Origin of the sequence: Caldibacillus sp. 210928-DFI.2.18 (assembly GCF_020554505.1) — a bacterium.
Classification (GTDB): Bacteria; Bacillota; Bacilli; order Bacillales; family Caldibacillaceae; genus Caldifermentibacillus; species Caldifermentibacillus hisashii.
Genome location: NZ_JAJCHL010000069.1, coordinates 1 through 18,043, shown reverse-complemented (window position 1 = coordinate 18,043; position 18,043 = coordinate 1). Strand labels below are relative to the sequence as shown.

19 protein-coding genes are annotated in these 18,043 nt (G+C 34.8%); 9 read left to right on the top strand and 10 right to left on the bottom strand.

Annotation, left to right across the window (positions count from 1 at the left end; translation table 11 throughout):
- Positions 1 to 888: 888 nt before the first annotated feature.
- From LIZ98_RS13135 to LIZ98_RS13115, 5 genes are all read right to left on the bottom strand, one after another.
- Positions 889 to 1,083: a hypothetical protein gene (locus tag LIZ98_RS13135; RefSeq protein WP_227139888.1), complete on the bottom strand. Its 195-nt coding sequence runs from the start codon at positions 1,081 to 1,083 to the stop codon at positions 889 to 891.
- Positions 1,084 to 1,102: 19 nt separating this feature from the next.
- A complete protein-coding gene (locus LIZ98_RS13130; protein ID WP_041901902.1) occupies positions 1,103 to 1,429 on the bottom strand; it encodes a hypothetical protein in 327 nt (108 codons plus the stop codon).
- Positions 1,426 to 1,995: a hypothetical protein gene (locus LIZ98_RS13125; protein ID WP_227139889.1), complete on the bottom strand. Its 570-nt coding sequence runs from the start codon at positions 1,993 to 1,995 to the stop codon at positions 1,426 to 1,428. Before LIZ98_RS13125 ends, LIZ98_RS13130 begins: the two co-directional genes overlap by 4 nt.
- A gap of 57 nt (positions 1,996 to 2,052) precedes the next feature.
- Entirely contained in the window at positions 2,053 to 2,208 is a 156-nt protein-coding gene (locus LIZ98_RS13120) for a hypothetical protein (protein WP_227139890.1), read from the bottom strand.
- Between the two features lie 684 nt (positions 2,209 to 2,892).
- Positions 2,893 to 3,393: a sigma-70 family RNA polymerase sigma factor gene (locus tag LIZ98_RS13115; protein WP_227139891.1), complete on the bottom strand. Its 501-nt coding sequence runs from the start codon at positions 3,391 to 3,393 to the stop codon at positions 2,893 to 2,895.
- Between the two features lie 529 nt (positions 3,394 to 3,922).
- On the opposite strand from LIZ98_RS13115, the gene LIZ98_RS13110 reads away from it, so the two are divergent.
- Positions 3,923 to 4,099 (top strand): hypothetical protein, encoded by a 177-nt coding sequence (locus LIZ98_RS13110; RefSeq protein WP_227139892.1) that lies wholly within the window; start codon positions 3,923 to 3,925, stop codon positions 4,097 to 4,099.
- Between the two features lie 289 nt (positions 4,100 to 4,388).
- Here LIZ98_RS13110 and LIZ98_RS13105 read toward each other — a convergent pair whose 3' ends face one another.
- On the bottom strand, positions 4,389 to 5,519 hold the full coding sequence (locus tag LIZ98_RS13105) for a Fic family protein (protein ID WP_227139893.1): 1,131 nt from the start codon (positions 5,517 to 5,519) through the stop codon (positions 4,389 to 4,391).
- An 895-nt stretch (positions 5,520 to 6,414) separates the two neighbouring features.
- Here LIZ98_RS13105 and LIZ98_RS13100 point away from each other — a divergent pair.
- Genes LIZ98_RS13100 through LIZ98_RS13090 form a run of 3 tightly spaced genes read left to right on the top strand, consistent with a single transcriptional unit; the run spans position 6,415 to position 9,216 of the window.
- Positions 6,415 to 7,653, top strand: a complete 1,239-nt coding sequence (locus LIZ98_RS13100) for a DNA methyltransferase (RefSeq protein WP_227139894.1) — start codon at positions 6,415 to 6,417, stop codon at positions 7,651 to 7,653.
- A 17-nt stretch (positions 7,654 to 7,670) separates the two neighbouring features.
- Positions 7,671 to 8,822 carry a DUF262 domain-containing protein gene (locus LIZ98_RS13095; RefSeq protein ID WP_041847051.1) on the top strand — a complete coding sequence of 384 codons (1,152 nt, stop codon included), beginning with the start codon at positions 7,671 to 7,673 and terminating at the stop codon, positions 8,820 to 8,822.
- Complete coding sequence (locus LIZ98_RS13090; protein ID WP_052514643.1) at positions 8,809 to 9,216, top strand: MAE_28990/MAE_18760 family HEPN-like nuclease; 408 nt, start codon at positions 8,809 to 8,811, stop codon at positions 9,214 to 9,216. The genes LIZ98_RS13095 and LIZ98_RS13090 overlap by 14 nt, the downstream gene beginning before the upstream one ends.
- Positions 9,217 to 9,301: 85 nt before the next feature.
- Here LIZ98_RS13090 and LIZ98_RS13085 read toward each other — a convergent pair whose 3' ends face one another.
- Positions 9,302 to 10,522: a dicarboxylate/amino acid:cation symporter gene (locus tag LIZ98_RS13085; RefSeq protein WP_227092063.1), complete on the bottom strand. Its 1,221-nt coding sequence runs from the start codon at positions 10,520 to 10,522 to the stop codon at positions 9,302 to 9,304.
- 596 nt (positions 10,523 to 11,118) lie between these two features.
- Here LIZ98_RS13085 and pxpB point away from each other — a divergent pair.
- From pxpB to LIZ98_RS13060, 5 genes are all read left to right on the top strand, one after another.
- A complete protein-coding gene (gene pxpB, locus LIZ98_RS13080; protein ID WP_041847053.1) occupies positions 11,119 to 11,832 on the top strand; it encodes a 5-oxoprolinase subunit PxpB in 714 nt (237 codons plus the stop codon).
- Positions 11,829 to 12,827 (top strand): 5-oxoprolinase subunit C family protein, encoded by a 999-nt coding sequence (locus LIZ98_RS13075; RefSeq protein ID WP_227139895.1) that lies wholly within the window; start codon positions 11,829 to 11,831, stop codon positions 12,825 to 12,827. Before pxpB ends, LIZ98_RS13075 begins: the two co-directional genes overlap by 4 nt.
- Positions 12,828 to 12,838: 11 nt before the next feature.
- Complete coding sequence (locus tag LIZ98_RS13070) at positions 12,839 to 13,609, top strand: LamB/YcsF family protein (RefSeq protein WP_227139896.1); 771 nt, start codon at positions 12,839 to 12,841, stop codon at positions 13,607 to 13,609.
- Between the two features lie 285 nt (positions 13,610 to 13,894).
- On the top strand, positions 13,895 to 15,106 hold the full coding sequence (locus LIZ98_RS13065; RefSeq protein ID WP_227139898.1) for an NRAMP family divalent metal transporter: 1,212 nt from the start codon (positions 13,895 to 13,897) through the stop codon (positions 15,104 to 15,106).
- A gap of 7 nt (positions 15,107 to 15,113) precedes the next feature.
- Entirely contained in the window at positions 15,114 to 15,911 is a 798-nt protein-coding gene (locus LIZ98_RS13060) for a putative hydro-lyase (RefSeq protein ID WP_082035264.1), read from the top strand.
- A 522-nt stretch (positions 15,912 to 16,433) separates the two neighbouring features.
- Here LIZ98_RS13060 and LIZ98_RS13055 read toward each other — a convergent pair.
- From LIZ98_RS13055 to LIZ98_RS13045, 3 genes are read right to left on the bottom strand one after another with little or no spacing between them, the layout of a single operon-like run.
- Positions 16,434 to 16,907 carry a protein-export chaperone SecB gene (locus LIZ98_RS13055; RefSeq protein WP_034773048.1) on the bottom strand — a complete coding sequence of 158 codons (474 nt, stop codon included), beginning with the start codon at positions 16,905 to 16,907 and terminating at the stop codon, positions 16,434 to 16,436.
- A gap of 15 nt (positions 16,908 to 16,922) precedes the next feature.
- Positions 16,923 to 17,219 (bottom strand): hypothetical protein, encoded by a 297-nt coding sequence (locus LIZ98_RS13050; RefSeq protein ID WP_034773047.1) that lies wholly within the window; start codon positions 17,217 to 17,219, stop codon positions 16,923 to 16,925.
- A gap of 29 nt (positions 17,220 to 17,248) precedes the next feature.
- Positions 17,249 to 17,845, bottom strand: coding sequence for a hypothetical protein (locus tag LIZ98_RS13045; protein ID WP_095141594.1), 597 nt, complete (start codon positions 17,843 to 17,845; stop codon positions 17,249 to 17,251).
- Between the last annotated feature and the right edge of the window lie 198 nt (positions 17,846 to 18,043).

Sequence of the window (18,043 nt, the reverse complement as noted above, 5' to 3'; positions counted from 1 at the left end):
AAGAAAATCGAGGAAAGCTCATTCTAGATGCAACTTGTGCACCGGCTGATATTTCCTATCCCACTGGTTTTAAACTATTTACCGATCCACGTGAAAAACTAGAGTTGTAACTGCTAAACTAGACTAAACAGTTTTCGACAAATAAGACTAAACAGGTTACCTTAATAACATCACTTTCTAAATACTGGAGGTAATCTATGGAAAGTGAGGATGAGGATGTGGAAAGGTTGAAAATCTATAACGAAGTTCACAGGCTTCTTAAAGCTGAAAACTTTTGACTGTCCAGAGTTTATACTAGGGATATTTATGGTCGGGACTAATAAATGATATAATAACGTACCAGCCTTGAGGCAGGTACGTTATTAATCTGGTCCTCTCAAGCACTTATTTTTTTACAATCAACTATATTCCTAACGGAGCATATAGTTGGGAATTTTCAATAAACAACTTCATTAATGATCTTGCTCTATTAAGAATAATTAATGAAGAGAATAATTATATTAATCTAAAGCAATAAACCAAAAATAAACACAGAAAGATGTGTTTAAACATTTTAAACTATTAATATAGGCTAATATTAGTAGGTAAACCGACCCTCATAAAAAATCTAGCATATGCTTGACTTAGATGTTCTTTATAAGGGGAATTTAGTGTCACTATTCCGTCTATCTTTTCACTTGCTAACTCCATCATATATTGAATCGGAACGGAAAAAACTTCCCTAAAATCAATTATTTTCTGGTCAAATTCATGCCCCTGAATTTTACAGCATTCAATCATATGGTAATTGGGAACGTATCCCTTAATTATCGTGTTTATTTTACTTTTTGCACTATTTGATAGCACAGGGAATAGCTCATGAACATCTAATAACCTTGCAACCATGACCTAATTAGTTTTTCCTACATGCTGGAGATCACAACTTTGAGATAATATGATAACATCGTGTGTTGCAACATTCGCTTCATTAGTCTGACCCTTCAGAAGTTCGTAACTTGAGACAATTACTTTTGTATCTTTTATAATATCTCCTTGCTCTAAAGGAAGATTTTCTTGCTTTAAGTTGTACCATTCCATACTCACAATTATCCCTAACCCCCAATTAATGGTCTTCCAAGTTTAATAAATCGTCATCAATTTCAACCGGTAGTATTGGTAGAGTACTTTCCTTAAGTGAAACATGTAGTTTTTCTTCAATGTTTAATTCAGGAATGTCTGATTGTCTTAATGAGTCAATCATTTCCTCATCCATATCAATGTCATGGATTATCTCTTTATCAAAAAACATGAAATTATTTTCTTTCCATAATTCACTTAAATGACTTGAATTAAATGCATACTTTATATTTGAGACTTCATAATAATTTACATTTACAGAAGGAGTAGTACTCATAACCAGACCCAATCCAATCACACTTGAAAAAATCATATTTTATAAACTCCTTCCTTTAAAATTTGTATTGCATTAGTATTAAAAAAATCATTAGAGATTTCAAACAACTTTTTTACACTTACACGCAATGTATTGTTTAAATCCCCAGTCTTATTATACATATATCTGTTATTTACATCTATGGAGATAAATATGCCTTTTTCTAAAAGCTTTGCTTCGGAGAGTGAAGCAGTCAAATGATTATCTTGCCGATTTGTAAAATTATAATTTCTGTAGTTTCCTACCGCAACATTTAAATAATATTCATCATTGATAACAAAAGTTATTTTTTGATTAAAATCATTTATATTTTGGGAGGCATGCAATCCATTATTAAAAACCTCTGCTAGGTATCGGGTAATGACTTCATCATCAACTTCTTGTGGAAATTGTGCTGTTAAGGTTAATCCTTGAAATAAAGTGTCCTGAACATGGATACATTCAAGTATCCACATCATTAATTCAGCTCGTTCTTTTAAATATTGAGTACATTGTTCCAGTTTCCCCTGAAACCTAAAATCAAAGTTAGCTTCAATTTTGGCGTTAATTTGGGAAAATATCATCTGGTTATGCCCATTAATCGCATTGAAGATGACTCGAGGTATCTCGGGATCTATTTCCTAAGGTACTTCAATAAAATTTGGTGGCAAATAAAAATCCTCCATCCGCTTTTCAATGTCTGCAAGGGAATCAAGAACTTTCTCCTTAATTTTTATTTTTCTAGGATAAACCAGATTTAATGAAGCATTAATTACATTCATTTTTTCAAATTGCATGAAGATATTCACCCTCACTTTATTTGACCTTATACATTAATAATAAACAATTTTATCAGAAAAGTCATCTATATTTGTTAATAACGGCGCATGAGGTCAAGGAATTGCCTGGAGTAAAGTTAAAAGTTAGTGTGTACATTTGCTTTATAACTGGTGCAAATCATTGACTATTAGTAGGGAGAGTGAGAAAATTGCAGTTTACTTTCCGAATCTATGTTAAACAAACGTTCGATTAAATTTCGTGTAAAGCCGTGCTACTAGGGAAGTTTGCAAAAACGCAACCGCAGTATTCTTCTTATTTTGACAAGTTTCCTGTGTATGAATTCAGATCATATAATGGTTTTTGCATAAGGAATGGCAACAAGGCCGATTCTCTGGGTGCAATCGGAATGGCAAACTTATTCCAGCTTGCCATCCGATTTTTTCAGTCGATGTCGCTTAGAGTCGTAAGGGGGCATCCACTATAATTCTTTGCTTTTTCATATGCTACTAACCGTAATTTTAGTCATCTACCATATTTTTTTGCCATACCAAGCGCCATTTTAACCGTAATTCATGGATTCATTATAGTTATTTCCCTTAATTCATTGCTATTCCATGCGCCATCCTAATAGTAATGTATTGCATTAATAATCGCTGTTCTAGCCCGTCCTTTTCCTGGCCAAACACAAGTATACAAACGGCTTATTTCTTCCCCAACTGTTCCTTCAATGCGGCCAGTACTTCCCGCTTCCAGAGTTTCACGGTTGAGTAACCCACACCTAAACTTTCTGCGATTTCGGTTAGTTTGTGACCTTTCATAAAATGTAAGTCAATGAATTGTTGCTGTTTTGGCGGCAGTTGTTTGATTATGTCTTGCAGGATCCAAGTTTCGTCGCTTTCGTTATCGGCTGTTTCGTTCGCAATCTGGTTCCAGCCGACATCATCCGGTTGGTGTTCGTGTTCCTCTTTTTGGATTTGCTTCCGGAGTTCGGTAAGGATTGAGCCGCGAATATAGTGATAAGCGTAGGTTGTCAAGGATGCCTTGTTTGGATCGTATGATTGATAGGCCCGCCACAAGCTGATTAAGGCAATTTGATAATACTCCTCATGGTTTTTGTAAATATGCAAGCCGCGTAAGATGGAGCGGATAATCGGTTGCATGCTCGCTACTAATTTTTCAAACTCATAATCTTTGTCCTTCATCAAGTACCCTTTCCGAAAGACGCGCCTTTCCAATGTATTCCCGGGTACCTATAACGTAATGAAAAAAGACGATTCTGACAAAGAGATTTTAAATCAGTTTTACCTGATTTTTACTATGTTTAACTGGAATTATCGTGCATTTAGTAGTAATTTTGGTAAAGTTAATAGCAATTATCGCATTTTTACCCTTAATTTCAAGTTAATGTTTTACTTTTATTTTTACTTGATTTTAGTAAAAAAAGCTGAGTGTTTCTCCCCAGAAATTGATTTCGGGTCCGAAGTTTTGTTTTGAAAACATTTAATATATCGATTTTCCAAGTGCATTTCTGTTTGTGGTATGTCTGCTATGTTTCTGTATTGTCTGTTAGTTCAATATATAATTGCATTAGGTGATAAATTTATGGATATCGGTAAAAGAAATATAAACATCAGAAAAGGAAAAAATATGCAGGCAAATATACTGGCAAAGTAGGCATTTATTTCACAGTTATATCTGGGTAATATTGATAACAGCAGGACTACGCCTTCTTTGGATAAACTGACGACCATTTGTGATGCTTTAGGGATTACACTGGCAGAGTTCTTTGGTTATGAATCGGAGCTAACACCGGATTTAATGCGGCTATTGGAAAACATGAAAAAACTAACAGAAGAAGAACGGAGCCATCTGTCGGATTTCATTGAGGAAATTTTGAAGCGGAACTAGGGACAGGTTGAGACCACTTAAAAACTGTTCAAATCAATTCATTTGCATGTTACGTAATGTGTGACTCTGCTCTATAAGTTGGCTTGCGGGATGGCTCCAAGCTTGCCATCCCCTATACCACCATATTGTGGCGGTTGAAATACTAATCGCTTGTGCATTCAATGTATTAGCGAGAGATTGTTGACAACGCACAAACGCATACAAAAAAGGACCGAGTTTTATACTCAATCCTATAAAATTTAAAGGTATTTTTGCCCCGTTTACGAATCGGCCTTGAATTTATCTAGTACTAGTCCGTTAATATTCGCATAAGGTCATAATTTCGGTATTTTTTATTTCTTTTCACATCCGTATCTGCAAACAGTAATTCTTTTTCATCTAATGAATTTAATGCTTTACGGGCAGTATTTGGAGAAATTTGAAGATGATTATAAACCTCTGCAACCGTAGTAAATGGATTTGAGAAAGTATATAACCATACTTTCCTTTCAGATTCAGTTTCACATAAGGACAGTCCTTTGCGCGCAAGTTGTTCAGCTCTATCTAGTTTATTATGAATGCGTTCTGCCATGCGGTCACAAGCATTTAAGAAAAATAAAATCCATTTTCCCCAATCCGGCTGATTACCTCTTACACCGTTAAGCAGTTTATAGTATCTTGCTCTCTCTTTTTCTAGTTCTTCACTTACAAAAAATATTGGTTTTCTTATTAATTTCGACTGCAATAAATATAAAACAATTAATATTCTGCCTAATCGCCCGTTCCCATCTAAAAATGGATGAATGGATTCAAACTGGGCATGGATAATGGCCGCTTTAATTAGTGGGTCACTATTTTCATCAAAAATATACTCTGCATCATTTAAGTGAGACACAGTTAATTTCTCCCCATAAGGATGGCCATTCATGAAATACTCAACATTTTCCATATATTCATTGATTTTGTCCGCAGATACGGGTATATATGAAGCGTCCTCGATTCTCTTCGTAGGACCAATAAAGTTTTGGATCTTTCGAAAATGTCCTGCTGCCTGAGTTGAACCACTAGCATTTTCCATTAACGTTTGATGAAGCTCTTTGAATAATCTGGTGGATATCGGATATCCGTTTTGAATGCGTTCATATCCTAGAATTAGTGCTTTTTGATAGTTGCTTACCTCTTGGATTTCCCACCTTGGATGTTTGTCGTTTTTTTCTTCTATCATATCTGAAAAGGTGACTTGTGTTCCCTCAATTCTTGTTGATTCTACAGATTCGCGTAATGAAAGAATTTGAATAAGACCGTCACTAACAATCGAATACTTAAACTTTTCCTCCAATCTCCCCAATTTATTACTTATATTAGGGAGAATTGTAAATATTTTTAATGCTGCATCTGTGGTTAGGGAGATAGGTAATTTTTTCAATCCAAGTACAGCCATAGTTAACACCCAATTTTAACAAAAAATGATTTTATTATGGTGAAATTTATAATTTAACTCAAAAATTCCGTTTAATTGATTTTATATATACTCTCATTATATGCAAAAAAAGTCAAATTAAACAATAATCATTCCACTGATAGCTGATATTTGACATTTCTAGTTGACAAAGTCTAAAGTGTAACATAAAATATATAACGAACATACGTTCCGATAACAAGAAAAAACTATACAAAATGTAACCTCTTATGCGGAAACATCAAAATGTACCACCCCAACAGAAGAATTGATTTTCTTAATTGTGCAGATGGCTATAACGACTTGCTTGATTATCTCCTACCACGGAGTCAGCCATGCGTTTTTACTCGTTTGAATTATTCCAGAAGTGGTTTTCACACCATCAAGTAAGTTCATGATAGCGGGAAGTAAAACAATTTCTGGGACGACCATATGAGAATGCTGATGGCGACGAACGGATGTCCTGCAATGAAACCCATTCTCGTCTTTAGAATGTGAAACTCAAGTAATAACAACACACCCATGAAACGAAGCTTGTCTTGTGAAACAGGAACGAAGATTAATTATAATGGAATCGATGGTTAGAACGCAAAAAGGCTATATGTGCTGAGTGAAACCGTTTTAACGATCCATTGATTAATATATTTGTTTCATTAATTAAAATAAGAAGATAGCGAATGCAGGATTGTCGTGTTTTAAAAATTTTTATTGAGTAAAACTAGTGAAATTATCTAGAAATACCGCTTAAGAATAGGGAAGAATGGCTCATTTTTGATAAAGGAAGATGAATCTATGGGTTCAGCTGATTGTTCTTAAAAATTGAAAGGATATGGTACACTATAATGAAGAAATAAGTTGTAGATTTGAGGTTGATGCCATGAAAAACGTTCCTCGAACAACGAAATTAAAGAACAGAGATAATATGATATATAAATATTATCCAGGGTTTTCCGAGGACTTTGTTGAGGATGTCATAAAGATTTTAAACGTAAGTACCGATGAAATTATTCTTGATCCTTGGAATGGGAGCGGAACAACTACTTATGTAGCATCAAAATTGGGGATTCCATCCATTGGTTTGGATATTAATCCGGTTATGAGTATTATTGCTTCTGCTCGTTTATTTAATATTGAAACCAACCCGTATAATGCTGATTATCTTCTAAAATTATCGGATAAATTTAGAACAAATGTTGAGCAGGATGATGCGTTATGTAATTGGTTTCATAAAGATACTGTCACAATAATTAGAAATATAGAGCGAACTATATTTGATGGCAAATATCTGAGGGAAGTCATCGTGAATAATGAATATTCAAATTTACAAGCGTTTTATTGCTTAATCCTTTTTAACGTTGTAAAGCATTTAGCCCATGATTTGAAATCTTCCAATCCAACTTGGATAAAGAAGCCAATATCAACAGAAAGGAAGAGTTTTTCAAAAGTAGAAATAGACGAAATATACCTGAATGAATATAAACGTTTGGTTCAAGTATACGAACATAATAAAGTCCATCTAACAGTGAATCCAAAAATAATCATTGGCCGTTCAGAGTCGATCCCATTAGATAATTTGAGTGTTGAAACAGTGATTACCTCACCTCCATATTGTACTAGAATTGATTATGCAATTATGACCAGTTTGGAGTTAGCTATATTCAATATTAGTGAAATTGATTTTGTTAAATTAAGACATTCTTTGATTGGCGCGCCTGTCATTCATAAGAAAATACCGAAAGTAATTCGAGAATGGGGACCAACATGTTTGGAAACATTGTCAAAAATAGAAAATCACGATTCCAAAGCTTCCCGAAGTTATTATTTGAAAACATATTTACAGTATTTTCACTCCATTTTTCTATCTTTAAAAGAAATTGATCGGGTAATGAAAAATGACGGAAAATGTGTCATCGTTATTCAAAATTCCTACTATAAGGATATCTTTATAGATTTAAAACAAATTTTTATAGAAATGATAAATTATTTTGGTTGGCGATTGTTGGATACTTACGAATTTATAAATCCAAATAATTTGGCTGAGATTAATCCAAGAGGAAAAGAGTATAGAGAAAGTTCAACAACAAAGGAATACGCCGTTATTTTTAAGAAATGGTAAAAAAAGGAAGTGAAAAAATGTCACAAGTAGAACTGCTAGCGATAATTGATAATAAAATTGAACAGGTACGTACAAAAAGCTTGGATTTATCATTTAATGAAATAGTGGATATGTATCGTGACGGAGAATTTGAAATTTCTCCGGCATATCAAAGGCTTTTCAGGTGGTCAGAAGAAAAGCAATCTCAATTTATAGAATCTTTAATATTAGAAATGCCTATTCCACCTATTTATGTTATAGAAAAAGATGAAGGTCAGTATGAATTAATTGATGGTTTGCAGAGAATATCAACATACCTACACTTTAGAGGGGAATTAGCGAATCCCAACAACCATTCAACTGATGAAATGGAAGAAGAGAATGTCCGTTTTTTAACATTAACCGGCTGCGACATCGTAAAGGAATTAAATGGGTTAACATATGAAAAATTACCAAAAACCTTACAAATAAGATTGAAGAGAAGTTTTGTTCGAGTGGAGGTTATTCGGAAAGGGAGCGACTCGAGACTAAGATACTATATGTTTAAACGTTTAAATACTGGCGGGGAACTATTAAGTGAACAAGAAATCCGTAATTGTACAATTCGTTTACTAGATGATACTTTTAATGATTTTATAATCGAGTTAAGCGGTTATAGTCATTTTCAAAACACAATCAGTCATTTGAATGAGGAAAAAATTGAAAAAAAGGAGGATCAAGAATATGTCCTCAAATATTTTGCTTATAAATTAGATAGGGAAAATTATAAAAAGAATATAAGTTCTTTCCTTACAACTTTTATGGAAAAGGTCTCTGACGAAGGTCATGAAGAGCATATCAAATTTGATTATGAAAAGGAGAGAAAAGAGTTCGAGAAAACTTTTGAAATATTAGACTTGTCTTTAGGAGAATACGCTTTTGATAAACTTCGAAAAGGAAAGTATATTTCTGGAATTACTTCTACCCACTTTGATGCATTTACAATGGGAATTCAACCCTACTTAAATATTATTGATACAGAAGATACACCATTAATGGAACAGTTGGGTGAAGTATTCAAGGCTATTAAGCTGGATCAAGCATTTTTGGATAATGCCTCCGGTGGGGGTAAAAATACAAAAAATTATTTGTCTAAGAGAATTGAGGTAGTGCAAAAAAGAGTTGGTGATTTCTTAGATGGACGAAGCTAAAATAATAAGTATACGTGAAGAACTTGAGGCTGAATTGACTTGGAGAGAAAATGAACTAAAATTGCTAAAGAATCAATTAGTAAAAATCCAATCAAAAAAAGAACAAAATATTTATAGAAAATCATTGGTTGTCATGCTGTATGCTCATTATGAGGGATTTTGCAATTTTGCCTTTCAAACCTATGTTATGGCAATTAATGAAGAAAGGTTATTACGAAAGCAAGTGAATAATTATTTAGCAGCAGCATCCATGCATCAGGAGTTTACGTTGTTTGAAAACGAAGAATTTAAAGAGAGACAATTTAAGAAAATTTTTGGTCAAAAACCACCTGAAGACAGGAAACTCTTTAAACTATCAAAAAGAAAATATTTACTTGATGCACTAGAATTTTAATTTGGAATAACGGGAAGGGGCTTGGTGACTAGGTACCTTCCCCCAACACAAAAAGATGGGACGATGAACCTGTCCCCATGTCCCACTATACACTAACGTCATTCGATATTTTTAATTCTCGATTTTCCTCTATAGCATTCACTACAACTGCAGCGGAGGCATCACCCGTGATATTTAAAGATGTCCGGATCATATCCAATATTCTATCAATACCAGCAATGAGGGCAATACCTTCTACCGGAAGCCCTACGGAAGTAACGACCATCGTAAGCATAATCAAACCAGCGCTAGGAACCCCTGCAGTACCGATTGAAGCAAGAGTGGCAGTTAATACAATTGTTAACTGTTGTACCAAAGAGAGGTCATATCCGAAAAATTGTGCAATAAATAAAACACATATACCCTGATACAATGCGGTTCCGTCCATATTAACGGTGGCTCCTAATGGAAGAACAAAGCTGCTTACTTTTCTAGAAACACCGAGGTTCTCTTCTGTGTTTTTAATTGTTATTGGCAAAGTTCCCGAGCTGCTTGATGTGCTGAATGCGACTAAGCTAGCAGGTGCAATTCCTGTAAAAAATTTAAGTGGATTCATATTCGCAAATAGTTTAACTGATGTTGAATAGACTAATACGGCGTGAAGGATACAACCGAAATAAACGACTAATATCACCTTCATAAGTGGAAGAAGTACAGAAAGACCATACTCTCCAACAGTTGGTGCGATTAAACCGAAAACCCCAATTGGAGCCAGTTTCATTACAATGGCTGTAATTTTATACATGATTTCAGCAAATTCATTAAAAAAGTTATAAACCGTCTTTGCCTTATCTCCTAATATCGTAATGGCTGCACCGAGAAAAATGGCAAAGAAAATGATTTGCAACATATCCCCATTTACTAATGAGGCAATTGGATTCGTAGGGACGATATTTAATAAGGTGTCGATTATACTGGGGGCCTCGGTTGGTTCAACTTTCTCCACAGATGCATCAATATTGACACCTTTACCTGGGGAGAAAATATTGGCAAGAATTAATCCGATTGTTACTGCAATGGCCGTGGTTAACAAATAATAAACAAGTGTGATTCCACCCATTCGTCCAATTTTTTTAATGTCCCCAGTACCTGCAACGCCCACAACAAGGGAAGCCAGAACTAAAGGAACGATAATAAATTTGATCATACGTAAGAATAAATCGCCAAATGGTTTTACAACCTCAATCTTTGGCCCGACGATAGCACCAACAATAATAGCAAGTACAAAAGCAATTAAAATTTGCGAAAGTAATCCAATTCTCTTCATAAAAACCTCCTTTTGAGACATGGGGACAGGTTCCATAGCCATAAAGGCCACTGGGACAGGTTCCTCGACCCACTTCAGTTTATTCATTCTGGACAATAAACTAGCCCCTTGCCCCTCGTTATTATTTGGGAAAATGAAGCTGTCCCTCTGTCCCTGTTAATTGTTACTGCCTTCACACTACTCTAAAATATATAAAATTTTATACATTACTTACTCCTTTTATATAAGAACTTACATAAATAGTCAATACAAATTTTCAAAATAAATAATAAGGGGAATTTTGTCGTATAAAATAATAAATATAAAAAATATATGCTTACATTGAGTATAAATCCTATACTTGATCGTAGTTTAGAATTCAGTATTGATAACATTTTCTCACTTAAAACGCGAAGAAGTCTATTTATGTTATATTATATTACATATTTTTGTCAGATTTTTAAACATCCCCCTTGAATAAATAAGATTTTATATTATAATAGTATTCAAAAATAAAAAAATAAATTTGCTTTGATTAATTAAATGTTTATTCATATCATATAAATTTTTAAAATAAAATTGCGTTTATATAGATATTATTGCAAGGGGGGTAAAGAATGGAATATGAATTATATCCACTTGGGGAAGATGCGGTTTTGATTGAACTGGGAAAGGAAATTAATTTAGAGACACATCATTGGGTTCAGATGATAACCGGTTTGCTTGAGGATAATCCCCCGGAATGGATGATTGAATATATTCCTGCATTTACGACTATCACTATTTTCTATGATCCTTTTAAAATAATAAAAGCTTTTAAATCCAATCAACTACCATATACATATGTTTGCCAGCAGATTAACTTTCTTTTTGAACAGTTCAATTTTGATAAATCTACACAACAGAGACTTGTTGAGATTCCGGTGTGTTACGGTGGCGAATTGGGACCGGATTTGGATATAGTGGCTAGTGTAAATCAGTTGACACCGGAAGAAGTGATTCAAATCCATACATCGGGAGACTACATTGTTTATATGATCGGCTTTGCACCGGGTTTTCCATATATCGGAGGGATGTCTGAGAAAATTGCTACGCCAAGGAAAGAATCGCCCCGATTAAAGATTCCTGAACGGTCAGTTGGAATTGCCGGCATGCAAACAGGTATTTATCCGATTGAAACCCCTGGCGGATGGCAATTGATTGGTCGGACACCAATACGGTTATTTACGCCGGAAGCCAACCCGCCCAGTTTACTCAGGGCTGGTGACAAAATTAAGTTTACAGCAATTAGTTTTGAAGAATACCAAGCATTGGAGAAAAGAATCGGATGATTATTGTAAAAAAAGCCGGACTTCTTACTAGTATTCAAGATTTAGGAAGGCGTGGGTTTCAGAAATATGGTGTCATCGTTAGTGGGGCTATGGACAGATTAGCACATCGGGTAGCAAATTTGCTGGTCGGTAATGAGGAAGACCTTCCAACGATTGAAATCACCTTACTTGGTCCGACCATCGAATTTAAACAAGATTGCCTAATTGCAATTTGTGGTGGGGATCTTTCCGCAACAATAAATGGGAAACCAATCGGGTTATGGAGACCGATTTTAGTCAAAGCAAATAGTGAATTGAAATTTGGGGCATGTAAAACAGGATGCAGGGTCTATCTTGCAGTGGCAGGTGGTTTTACTGTGCCGACTGTTATGAATAGTAAATCGACTTATTTACGTGCGGGAATTGGCGGCTATGAGGGTCGGCCTTTACGAACGGGTGATCAATTGTCTGTTGGAAAAACAGGAGAGTTATCAAATCGGATAATGAATCAATTAAGTCGATTTTTTACAGAAGATATTGTTGAGGAAAAATGGCAGGTTAACCCTATGCGATTCTTTGAAATGAAAAGGGGGCAAGCCATACGAGTCATCAAAGGTCGTCATTTCCATCTATTTTCAAAAGAAAGTCAAGATACTTTTTTTCAAAATGATTATACCATTTCCATTCAATCAGACCGGATGGGATACCGGTTAAAAGGTAAAGAATTAATATTATCCGAAAAAGAAGAAATGATTTCAGAAGCGGTTAATTTTGGAACGATTCAAGTACCGGCAGATGGGAACCCAATTATTCTTTTGGCAGACCGACAAACAACCGGCGGCTATCCAAAAATCGGGCAAGTAGCAAGTGTGGATTTAAGTATTTTAGCACAAGCAAAACCGGGCGATCGAATTCGATTCACTGAAATTTCTTTTGAAAAGGCCCAATTTCTTTACTTAAAAAGGGAAAGGAAAATTCATGAATTAAAACTAGGAATCTATTTGAAATACAGTTAGGAGGATGCGTTATGCATTTGGTTGATTTAAATTGCGATATGGGAGAAAGTTTCGGTGCATATCGAATGGGAAAAGATGAAGAAATTCTTGATTATGTGACAAGCGCAAATATTGCTTGTGGTTACCATGCAGGCGATCCGGCGACGATGAGAAAAACGGTTCAAATGGCGATTGAAAAAAATGTCGGCATTGGGGCCCATCCCGGTATGCCGGATTTAGTTGGTTTCGGGCGAAGAGAAATAAATATATCTCCCCAAGAAGCTTATGATTTGGTTATCTATCAAATGGGTGCTTTATATGGGTTTGTGAAATCGGAAGGCGGAAAAATTCAGCATGTGAAACCACATGGAGCACTTTTTAATATGGCAGCGAAAAGTGCACCATTATCAGAAGCAATTGCTGAAGCTGTTTATAAAGTGGATCCTGAATGCATTTTGTTCGGGTTGGCAGGAAGCGAGTTGGTAAAAGCCGGTAAAAAAATTGGGCTTCGGACAGCAAGTGAAGTATTTTCCGATCGTACGTATCAAAAAGATGGTTCGTTAACATCAAGACGAGAAGAAAATGCTCTTATCAAGGATCATAAGATTGCCGTAAATCAAGTAATTCGCATGGTAAAAGAGGGAAAAGTCAAGTCGGTGCAAGGCGAAGATGTTGTCATTCAGGCAGATACCATCTGTATCCACGGTGATGGTTTACATGCCCTTGAATTTGCCCAATATATCTCAAATGCTTTACGTGAAGCTGGTATTACGATTGCCAAAATTGGTGACTTTTTAAGATAAAGTGAAACCTCCATCAGTGAAGGAGTTATCCTTCATTGATGGTTAGTTGAACCAATCGGGCACTTATCTTCCTTTTTTACATCTTTGATTTTTCTTAAGACTCAGACGGAAGATTTAGTGACGGTTTGTGCGGGATAAAATGAAACTTCCATCAGTGGGGAAATTATCCTCCCGCTGATGATTAGTTGAACAAATCGGACGCAGCGGGCAGCCCAACCCCCACCTACCTTCTATGTAATCTCAGAAACTTGAGGTGGGGTTCTTACTGTTCGATTTGGATAAAAGATGAAGGTGGGAATAAAGATGGGAAAACAAGAGTCTAATAGGTCAATGCTTTTAGGTGCAGCCTTTTTAATGGCTACTTCTGCAATCGGGCCGGGATTTTTAACACAAACAACTACATTTACAGAACAACTCGCAGCAAGTTTCGGTTTTGTTATTTTAGTTTCCATTATCATTGATATTGGTGCGCAAATGAATATTTGGCGGATTATTGCAGTATCCGAAAAACGCGCACAGGATATTGCCAACGATGTCTTGCCGGGGGTGGGTTATTTTCTGGCGCTGTTAATTGTAATGGGCGGTCTAGCCTTTAATATTGGGAACGTTGGTGGTGCAGGCTTAGGGTTAAATGTTCTATTCGACATTTCACCGGAATTAGGTGCACTTTTAAGCGGAATTTTTGCGATAGGAATTTTTTTAATTAAAGAAGCGGGAAAAGCGATGGATCGTTTCGCACAAATTGCCGGTTTCGTTATGATTGGACTCACGATTTATGTCATGTTTACAGCTAAGCCGCCATATGGTGAAGCGGTAATGAAAACCTTTATTCCGGATGACATAAGTTATCTTGCTATTGTTACTTTAGTAGGTGGTACTGTTGGCGGTTATATTACTTTTGCCGGGGGACATCGATTAATTGATGCAGGGATTAAAGGGAAAGAGGCGATTCCACAAGTGACGAAAAGTGCAGTAAGTGCCATTGGAATCGCATCTATTATGAGAATTTTCTTATTCTTGGCTGCCTTTGGTGTTGTTGCACAAGGTTTTGCCCTTGATCCTAGTAATCCCGCTGCTTCGGTATTCCAAATTGCTGCAGGTACGGTTGGATATAAAATATTTGGAATCATTATGTGGGCAGCTGCTGTTACATCTGTTGTCGGTGCTGCTTATACATCTGTTTCATTTATTCGAACTTTTAATCCTTTTATTGATAAAAATTACCAATGGTTTATTGTTGGTTTTATTGCAATATCCACAATCGTATTTGTTTCCATAGGTCAACCGGCCAAAATTTTAGTTCTTGTTGGTTCGTTAAATGGATTAATCTTACCAATCGCATTGGGTGTTATGCTTATTGCGGCATATAGAAAGAAAATTGTTGGTGATTATAAACATCCGTTATGGATGACAATTTTTGGCATTATCATCGTTATCACCATGGCTGCTATGGGTATTTATTCATTATTAAATGGAATTCCGCAATTATTTAAATAAAGGAGAGATGAATGTGTCAAATCCAGCACACTTCAGTCCGGCTGAGGCTCGTAAATTAATACGTGAAAAAAATTGGGTAAAACCGACTTCAGGTGTCGCAAATGGCTATATTCAGGCAAATCTGGCCGTATTGCCGAAAGAATTAGCATTTGACTTTTTATTGTTTTGTCAAAGAAATCCGAAGCCTTGTCCTATCATTGATGTGATTGAGCCAGGAGATGTTGCTCCACAGGTTGCAGCTCCATCGGCCAATGTTAAAACAGATATTCCTAAATATCGAGTCTATAAAAAAGGAGAATTTGTTGAAGAAACGACGGATGTAACAGAAATTTGGGATGAGAACATGGTTGGGTTTTTAATTGGTTGTAGTTTCACTTTTGAAGAAGCGCTTTTGAAAAATGAAGTGCCCATTCGTCATATTGAGGAAAATTGTAATGTTCCTATGTATATTACCAATATTCCATGCGTTAAGGCAGGAATTTTCGAAGGACCAATGGTTGTTAGTATGCGGCCGATGACAGAAAAACAAGCAATTCGTGCAGTGCAAGTGACAAGCCGCTTCCCGTCTGTACATGGTGCACCTGTACATATTGGTAATCCGGAAGTAATCGGTATTAAAGATATTCACAACCCGGATTTCGGTGATTCAGTCACAATTAAAGAGAGAGAAGTTCCGGTGTTTTGGGCATGCGGAGTTACCCCTCAAGCAGTTGCTATGCATGTAAAACCGGAAATCATGATTACACATGCACCCGGGCATATGTTTATCACAGACTTGAAAAATGAACAGTTTGCGATTTTATAAGAATGGCAGGGAATTTTTCACTAAGGAAATTGCTTTTCTATAAAAAATGTTTTTATCAGAGATTTTGGTCCGCTGATTGTTTCTGTTGTTATGAAAAAATAAAGCAGAGGTTATTAAATGGTTACCACCCAAAAAGCCCATTTTTCAAGAACACCACGCTCAAATAACAATATATTGTGTCTTGATAAAGAACAATAACACTATATTTGGTGGAAATATTTCTATAAAACCTTTTTGGGTGCTAATCATTAAATAAAAAATGGAAGAAATTTCAGCATTGTATGCTGGTTGCTGAAAAATTTTTCTTACAGTAGTGAAAGTGTAAGCTGATTTAATAATTCAAGCACAATAAAACAGGGACTTTGCTATGAAAGCCCCTGTTATTGGTGGACGTTTACAATTTGAAAATAATCAGGGGTTACTTAAATCTTCAACAAGGCAAGTCAGCTGTTATGTTTGTTTGCAAATTATTCCATATGACTGATTGTTTCTTGAACTTGAGAAATTTTTGATATGTAACTTTTAACTTTCTTCATAAAAATCACTATCTAATAAAAGATCAGCTAATTTTTTACTAGTAATATATTTTGAAAAATTAACAGTAGGAAGTATAACTGGTTGGTGTTTGCTTTTACTGGTCAAGTCAGTTAATACAGACCTTAAGTAAGGAAATAAAATAGCACTTCCATTAATTAGCTTAAATTTTTGTAAGTCCTCTATACCGTATTTTCCAGCTTCATCTTCTTTAAATGCATAAAAACCTCTTATAATTACCTCAGCTTTAAAAGGTAAGGGATTTTCCTTGTCACCATCAATTCTAACGCCAAAAATAATATTAAAGAAAGAATTGTCCTCCTTTTTTTCAACTAATTTAATGAAAAATTTTGGAGTAATTTCTGAGTAGTTGTTTGAATGCTCATTATTAATATTCCTCTCATACTGCATTCGATCTACTTGAAAACCGTTAAAAGATATAATACCTTGGACAATTTCCATTTTGAACACCTCTAGTTAAGCAGCTGTATTCGTACCTATATTTTTGTCAATAACATAATCGCTTTCAATATTATCGGTTAAGTAAAAACCAATTTCCGTATTTTCCCAAACCATTTTTTCAATTTCAGGGTTTTTAGACCAATTTTGATTATTTATAAAGGAAATACCAATTGTTTCAATAAATTTTTCTTTTGAAAGTTCAATTATTTCTCCATTTGAATGACGGATACGGGGATAAAGTTGATTCTCATTATACTCTATACCATATCTTTCAGCAGCAGCTTTAACAATTTCCTTTATATCTTTTTCCATTTTTATTACTCCCTTTGGATTATTTAACCTTAAAAATAAATTGTACTAGGATATATATATTCATTATCAGGATATTCAACTTCCATAATTTTAATACATTTATTGTTTCGTACACATATTTGTTTTTCTTTATATTTAACATCAATAGGGAATATTTTTTTATCAAATTGAACAGGGTTTACAGCACCATAACTTGGCTTGTGTGCATGCTCAAAGGTCTTTATTATAATATTCCAATTATAAATTTCAGCTAATACATCTATGATTAAACATAAGTTTTTATGTTTGTCATCAGTAAAGGTTAATGGTTTAAAATAATCGTACATTTCATTAATACATTTATAAAAATCATTAATATCTTCAGGATCATCTAAGTCAAGAATATTTTCCCTGTTTTCTTCAATATTTACATGGATTATTGCAAGTTTATTTCCTATTTCCTTTTTTAGGTAGTCGGTAGCAGCATTTTTACTTATGAACCAGAATGCAAGTTTTTTATTAGTATAAAAATAACTCCCCTGTCCTAACCAGTGATTATCTCGCTTTTGTGGATTAAATCCGTTTCTAAGAATGTCATTAACTAAATTTGCAAAGGTCCCATGATATCCATCTAGCTTTACAACCATTTTATACATCCTTATTCATATTATAATAGAAGTCAGTATAACCTAATTAAAAAGACATCTAGTTTCTTAATTAAATTTGAACATCAAAACCTTTAATTCATTATAAGCCATTATGAACAACTTTTAAAGAGATTTGTATATACGAGCTTTTTGCGATGTACTGATTTTCTAGATTAGATTAAAAAAATTTACTCTAAA

Excerpts from the sequence above, each read along its gene's own strand:
- LIZ98_RS13130 (WP_041901902.1), bottom strand. The coding sequence starts at position 1,429 with ATGATTTTTTCAAGTGTGATTGGATTGGGTCTGGTTATGAGTACTACT.
- LIZ98_RS13125 (WP_227139889.1), bottom strand. The coding sequence starts at position 1,995 with ATGATATTTTCCCAAATTAACGCCAAAATTGAAGCTAACTTTGATTTT.
- LIZ98_RS13120 (WP_227139890.1), bottom strand. The coding sequence starts at position 2,208 with ATGCAATTTGAAAAAATGAATGTAATTAATGCTTCATTAAATCTGGTT.
- LIZ98_RS13115 (WP_227139891.1), bottom strand. The coding sequence starts at position 3,393 with ATGAAGGACAAAGATTATGAGTTTGAAAAATTAGTAGCGAGCATGCAA.
- LIZ98_RS13105 (WP_227139893.1), bottom strand. The coding sequence starts at position 5,519 with ATGGCTGTACTTGGATTGAAAAAATTACCTATCTCCCTAACCACAGAT.
- LIZ98_RS13100 (WP_227139894.1), top strand. The coding sequence starts at position 6,415 with ATGAAAAACGTTCCTCGAACAACGAAATTAAAGAACAGAGATAATATG.
- LIZ98_RS13095 (WP_041847051.1), top strand. The coding sequence starts at position 7,671 with ATGTCACAAGTAGAACTGCTAGCGATAATTGATAATAAAATTGAACAG.
- LIZ98_RS13090 (WP_052514643.1), top strand. The coding sequence starts at position 8,809 with ATGGACGAAGCTAAAATAATAAGTATACGTGAAGAACTTGAGGCTGAA.
- LIZ98_RS13085 (WP_227092063.1), bottom strand. The coding sequence starts at position 10,522 with ATGAAGAGAATTGGATTACTTTCGCAAATTTTAATTGCTTTTGTACTT.
- pxpB (WP_041847053.1), top strand. The coding sequence starts at position 11,119 with ATGGAATATGAATTATATCCACTTGGGGAAGATGCGGTTTTGATTGAA.
- LIZ98_RS13075 (WP_227139895.1), top strand. The coding sequence starts at position 11,829 with ATGATTATTGTAAAAAAAGCCGGACTTCTTACTAGTATTCAAGATTTA.
- LIZ98_RS13070 (WP_227139896.1), top strand. The coding sequence starts at position 12,839 with ATGCATTTGGTTGATTTAAATTGCGATATGGGAGAAAGTTTCGGTGCA.
- LIZ98_RS13065 (WP_227139898.1), top strand. The coding sequence starts at position 13,895 with ATGAAGGTGGGAATAAAGATGGGAAAACAAGAGTCTAATAGGTCAATG.
- LIZ98_RS13060 (WP_082035264.1), top strand. The coding sequence starts at position 15,114 with ATGAATGTGTCAAATCCAGCACACTTCAGTCCGGCTGAGGCTCGTAAA.
- LIZ98_RS13055 (WP_034773048.1), bottom strand. The coding sequence starts at position 16,907 with ATGGAAATTGTCCAAGGTATTATATCTTTTAACGGTTTTCAAGTAGAT.
- LIZ98_RS13050 (WP_034773047.1), bottom strand. The coding sequence starts at position 17,219 with ATGGAAAAAGATATAAAGGAAATTGTTAAAGCTGCTGCTGAAAGATAT.
- LIZ98_RS13045 (WP_095141594.1), bottom strand. The coding sequence starts at position 17,845 with ATGGTTGTAAAGCTAGATGGATATCATGGGACCTTTGCAAATTTAGTT.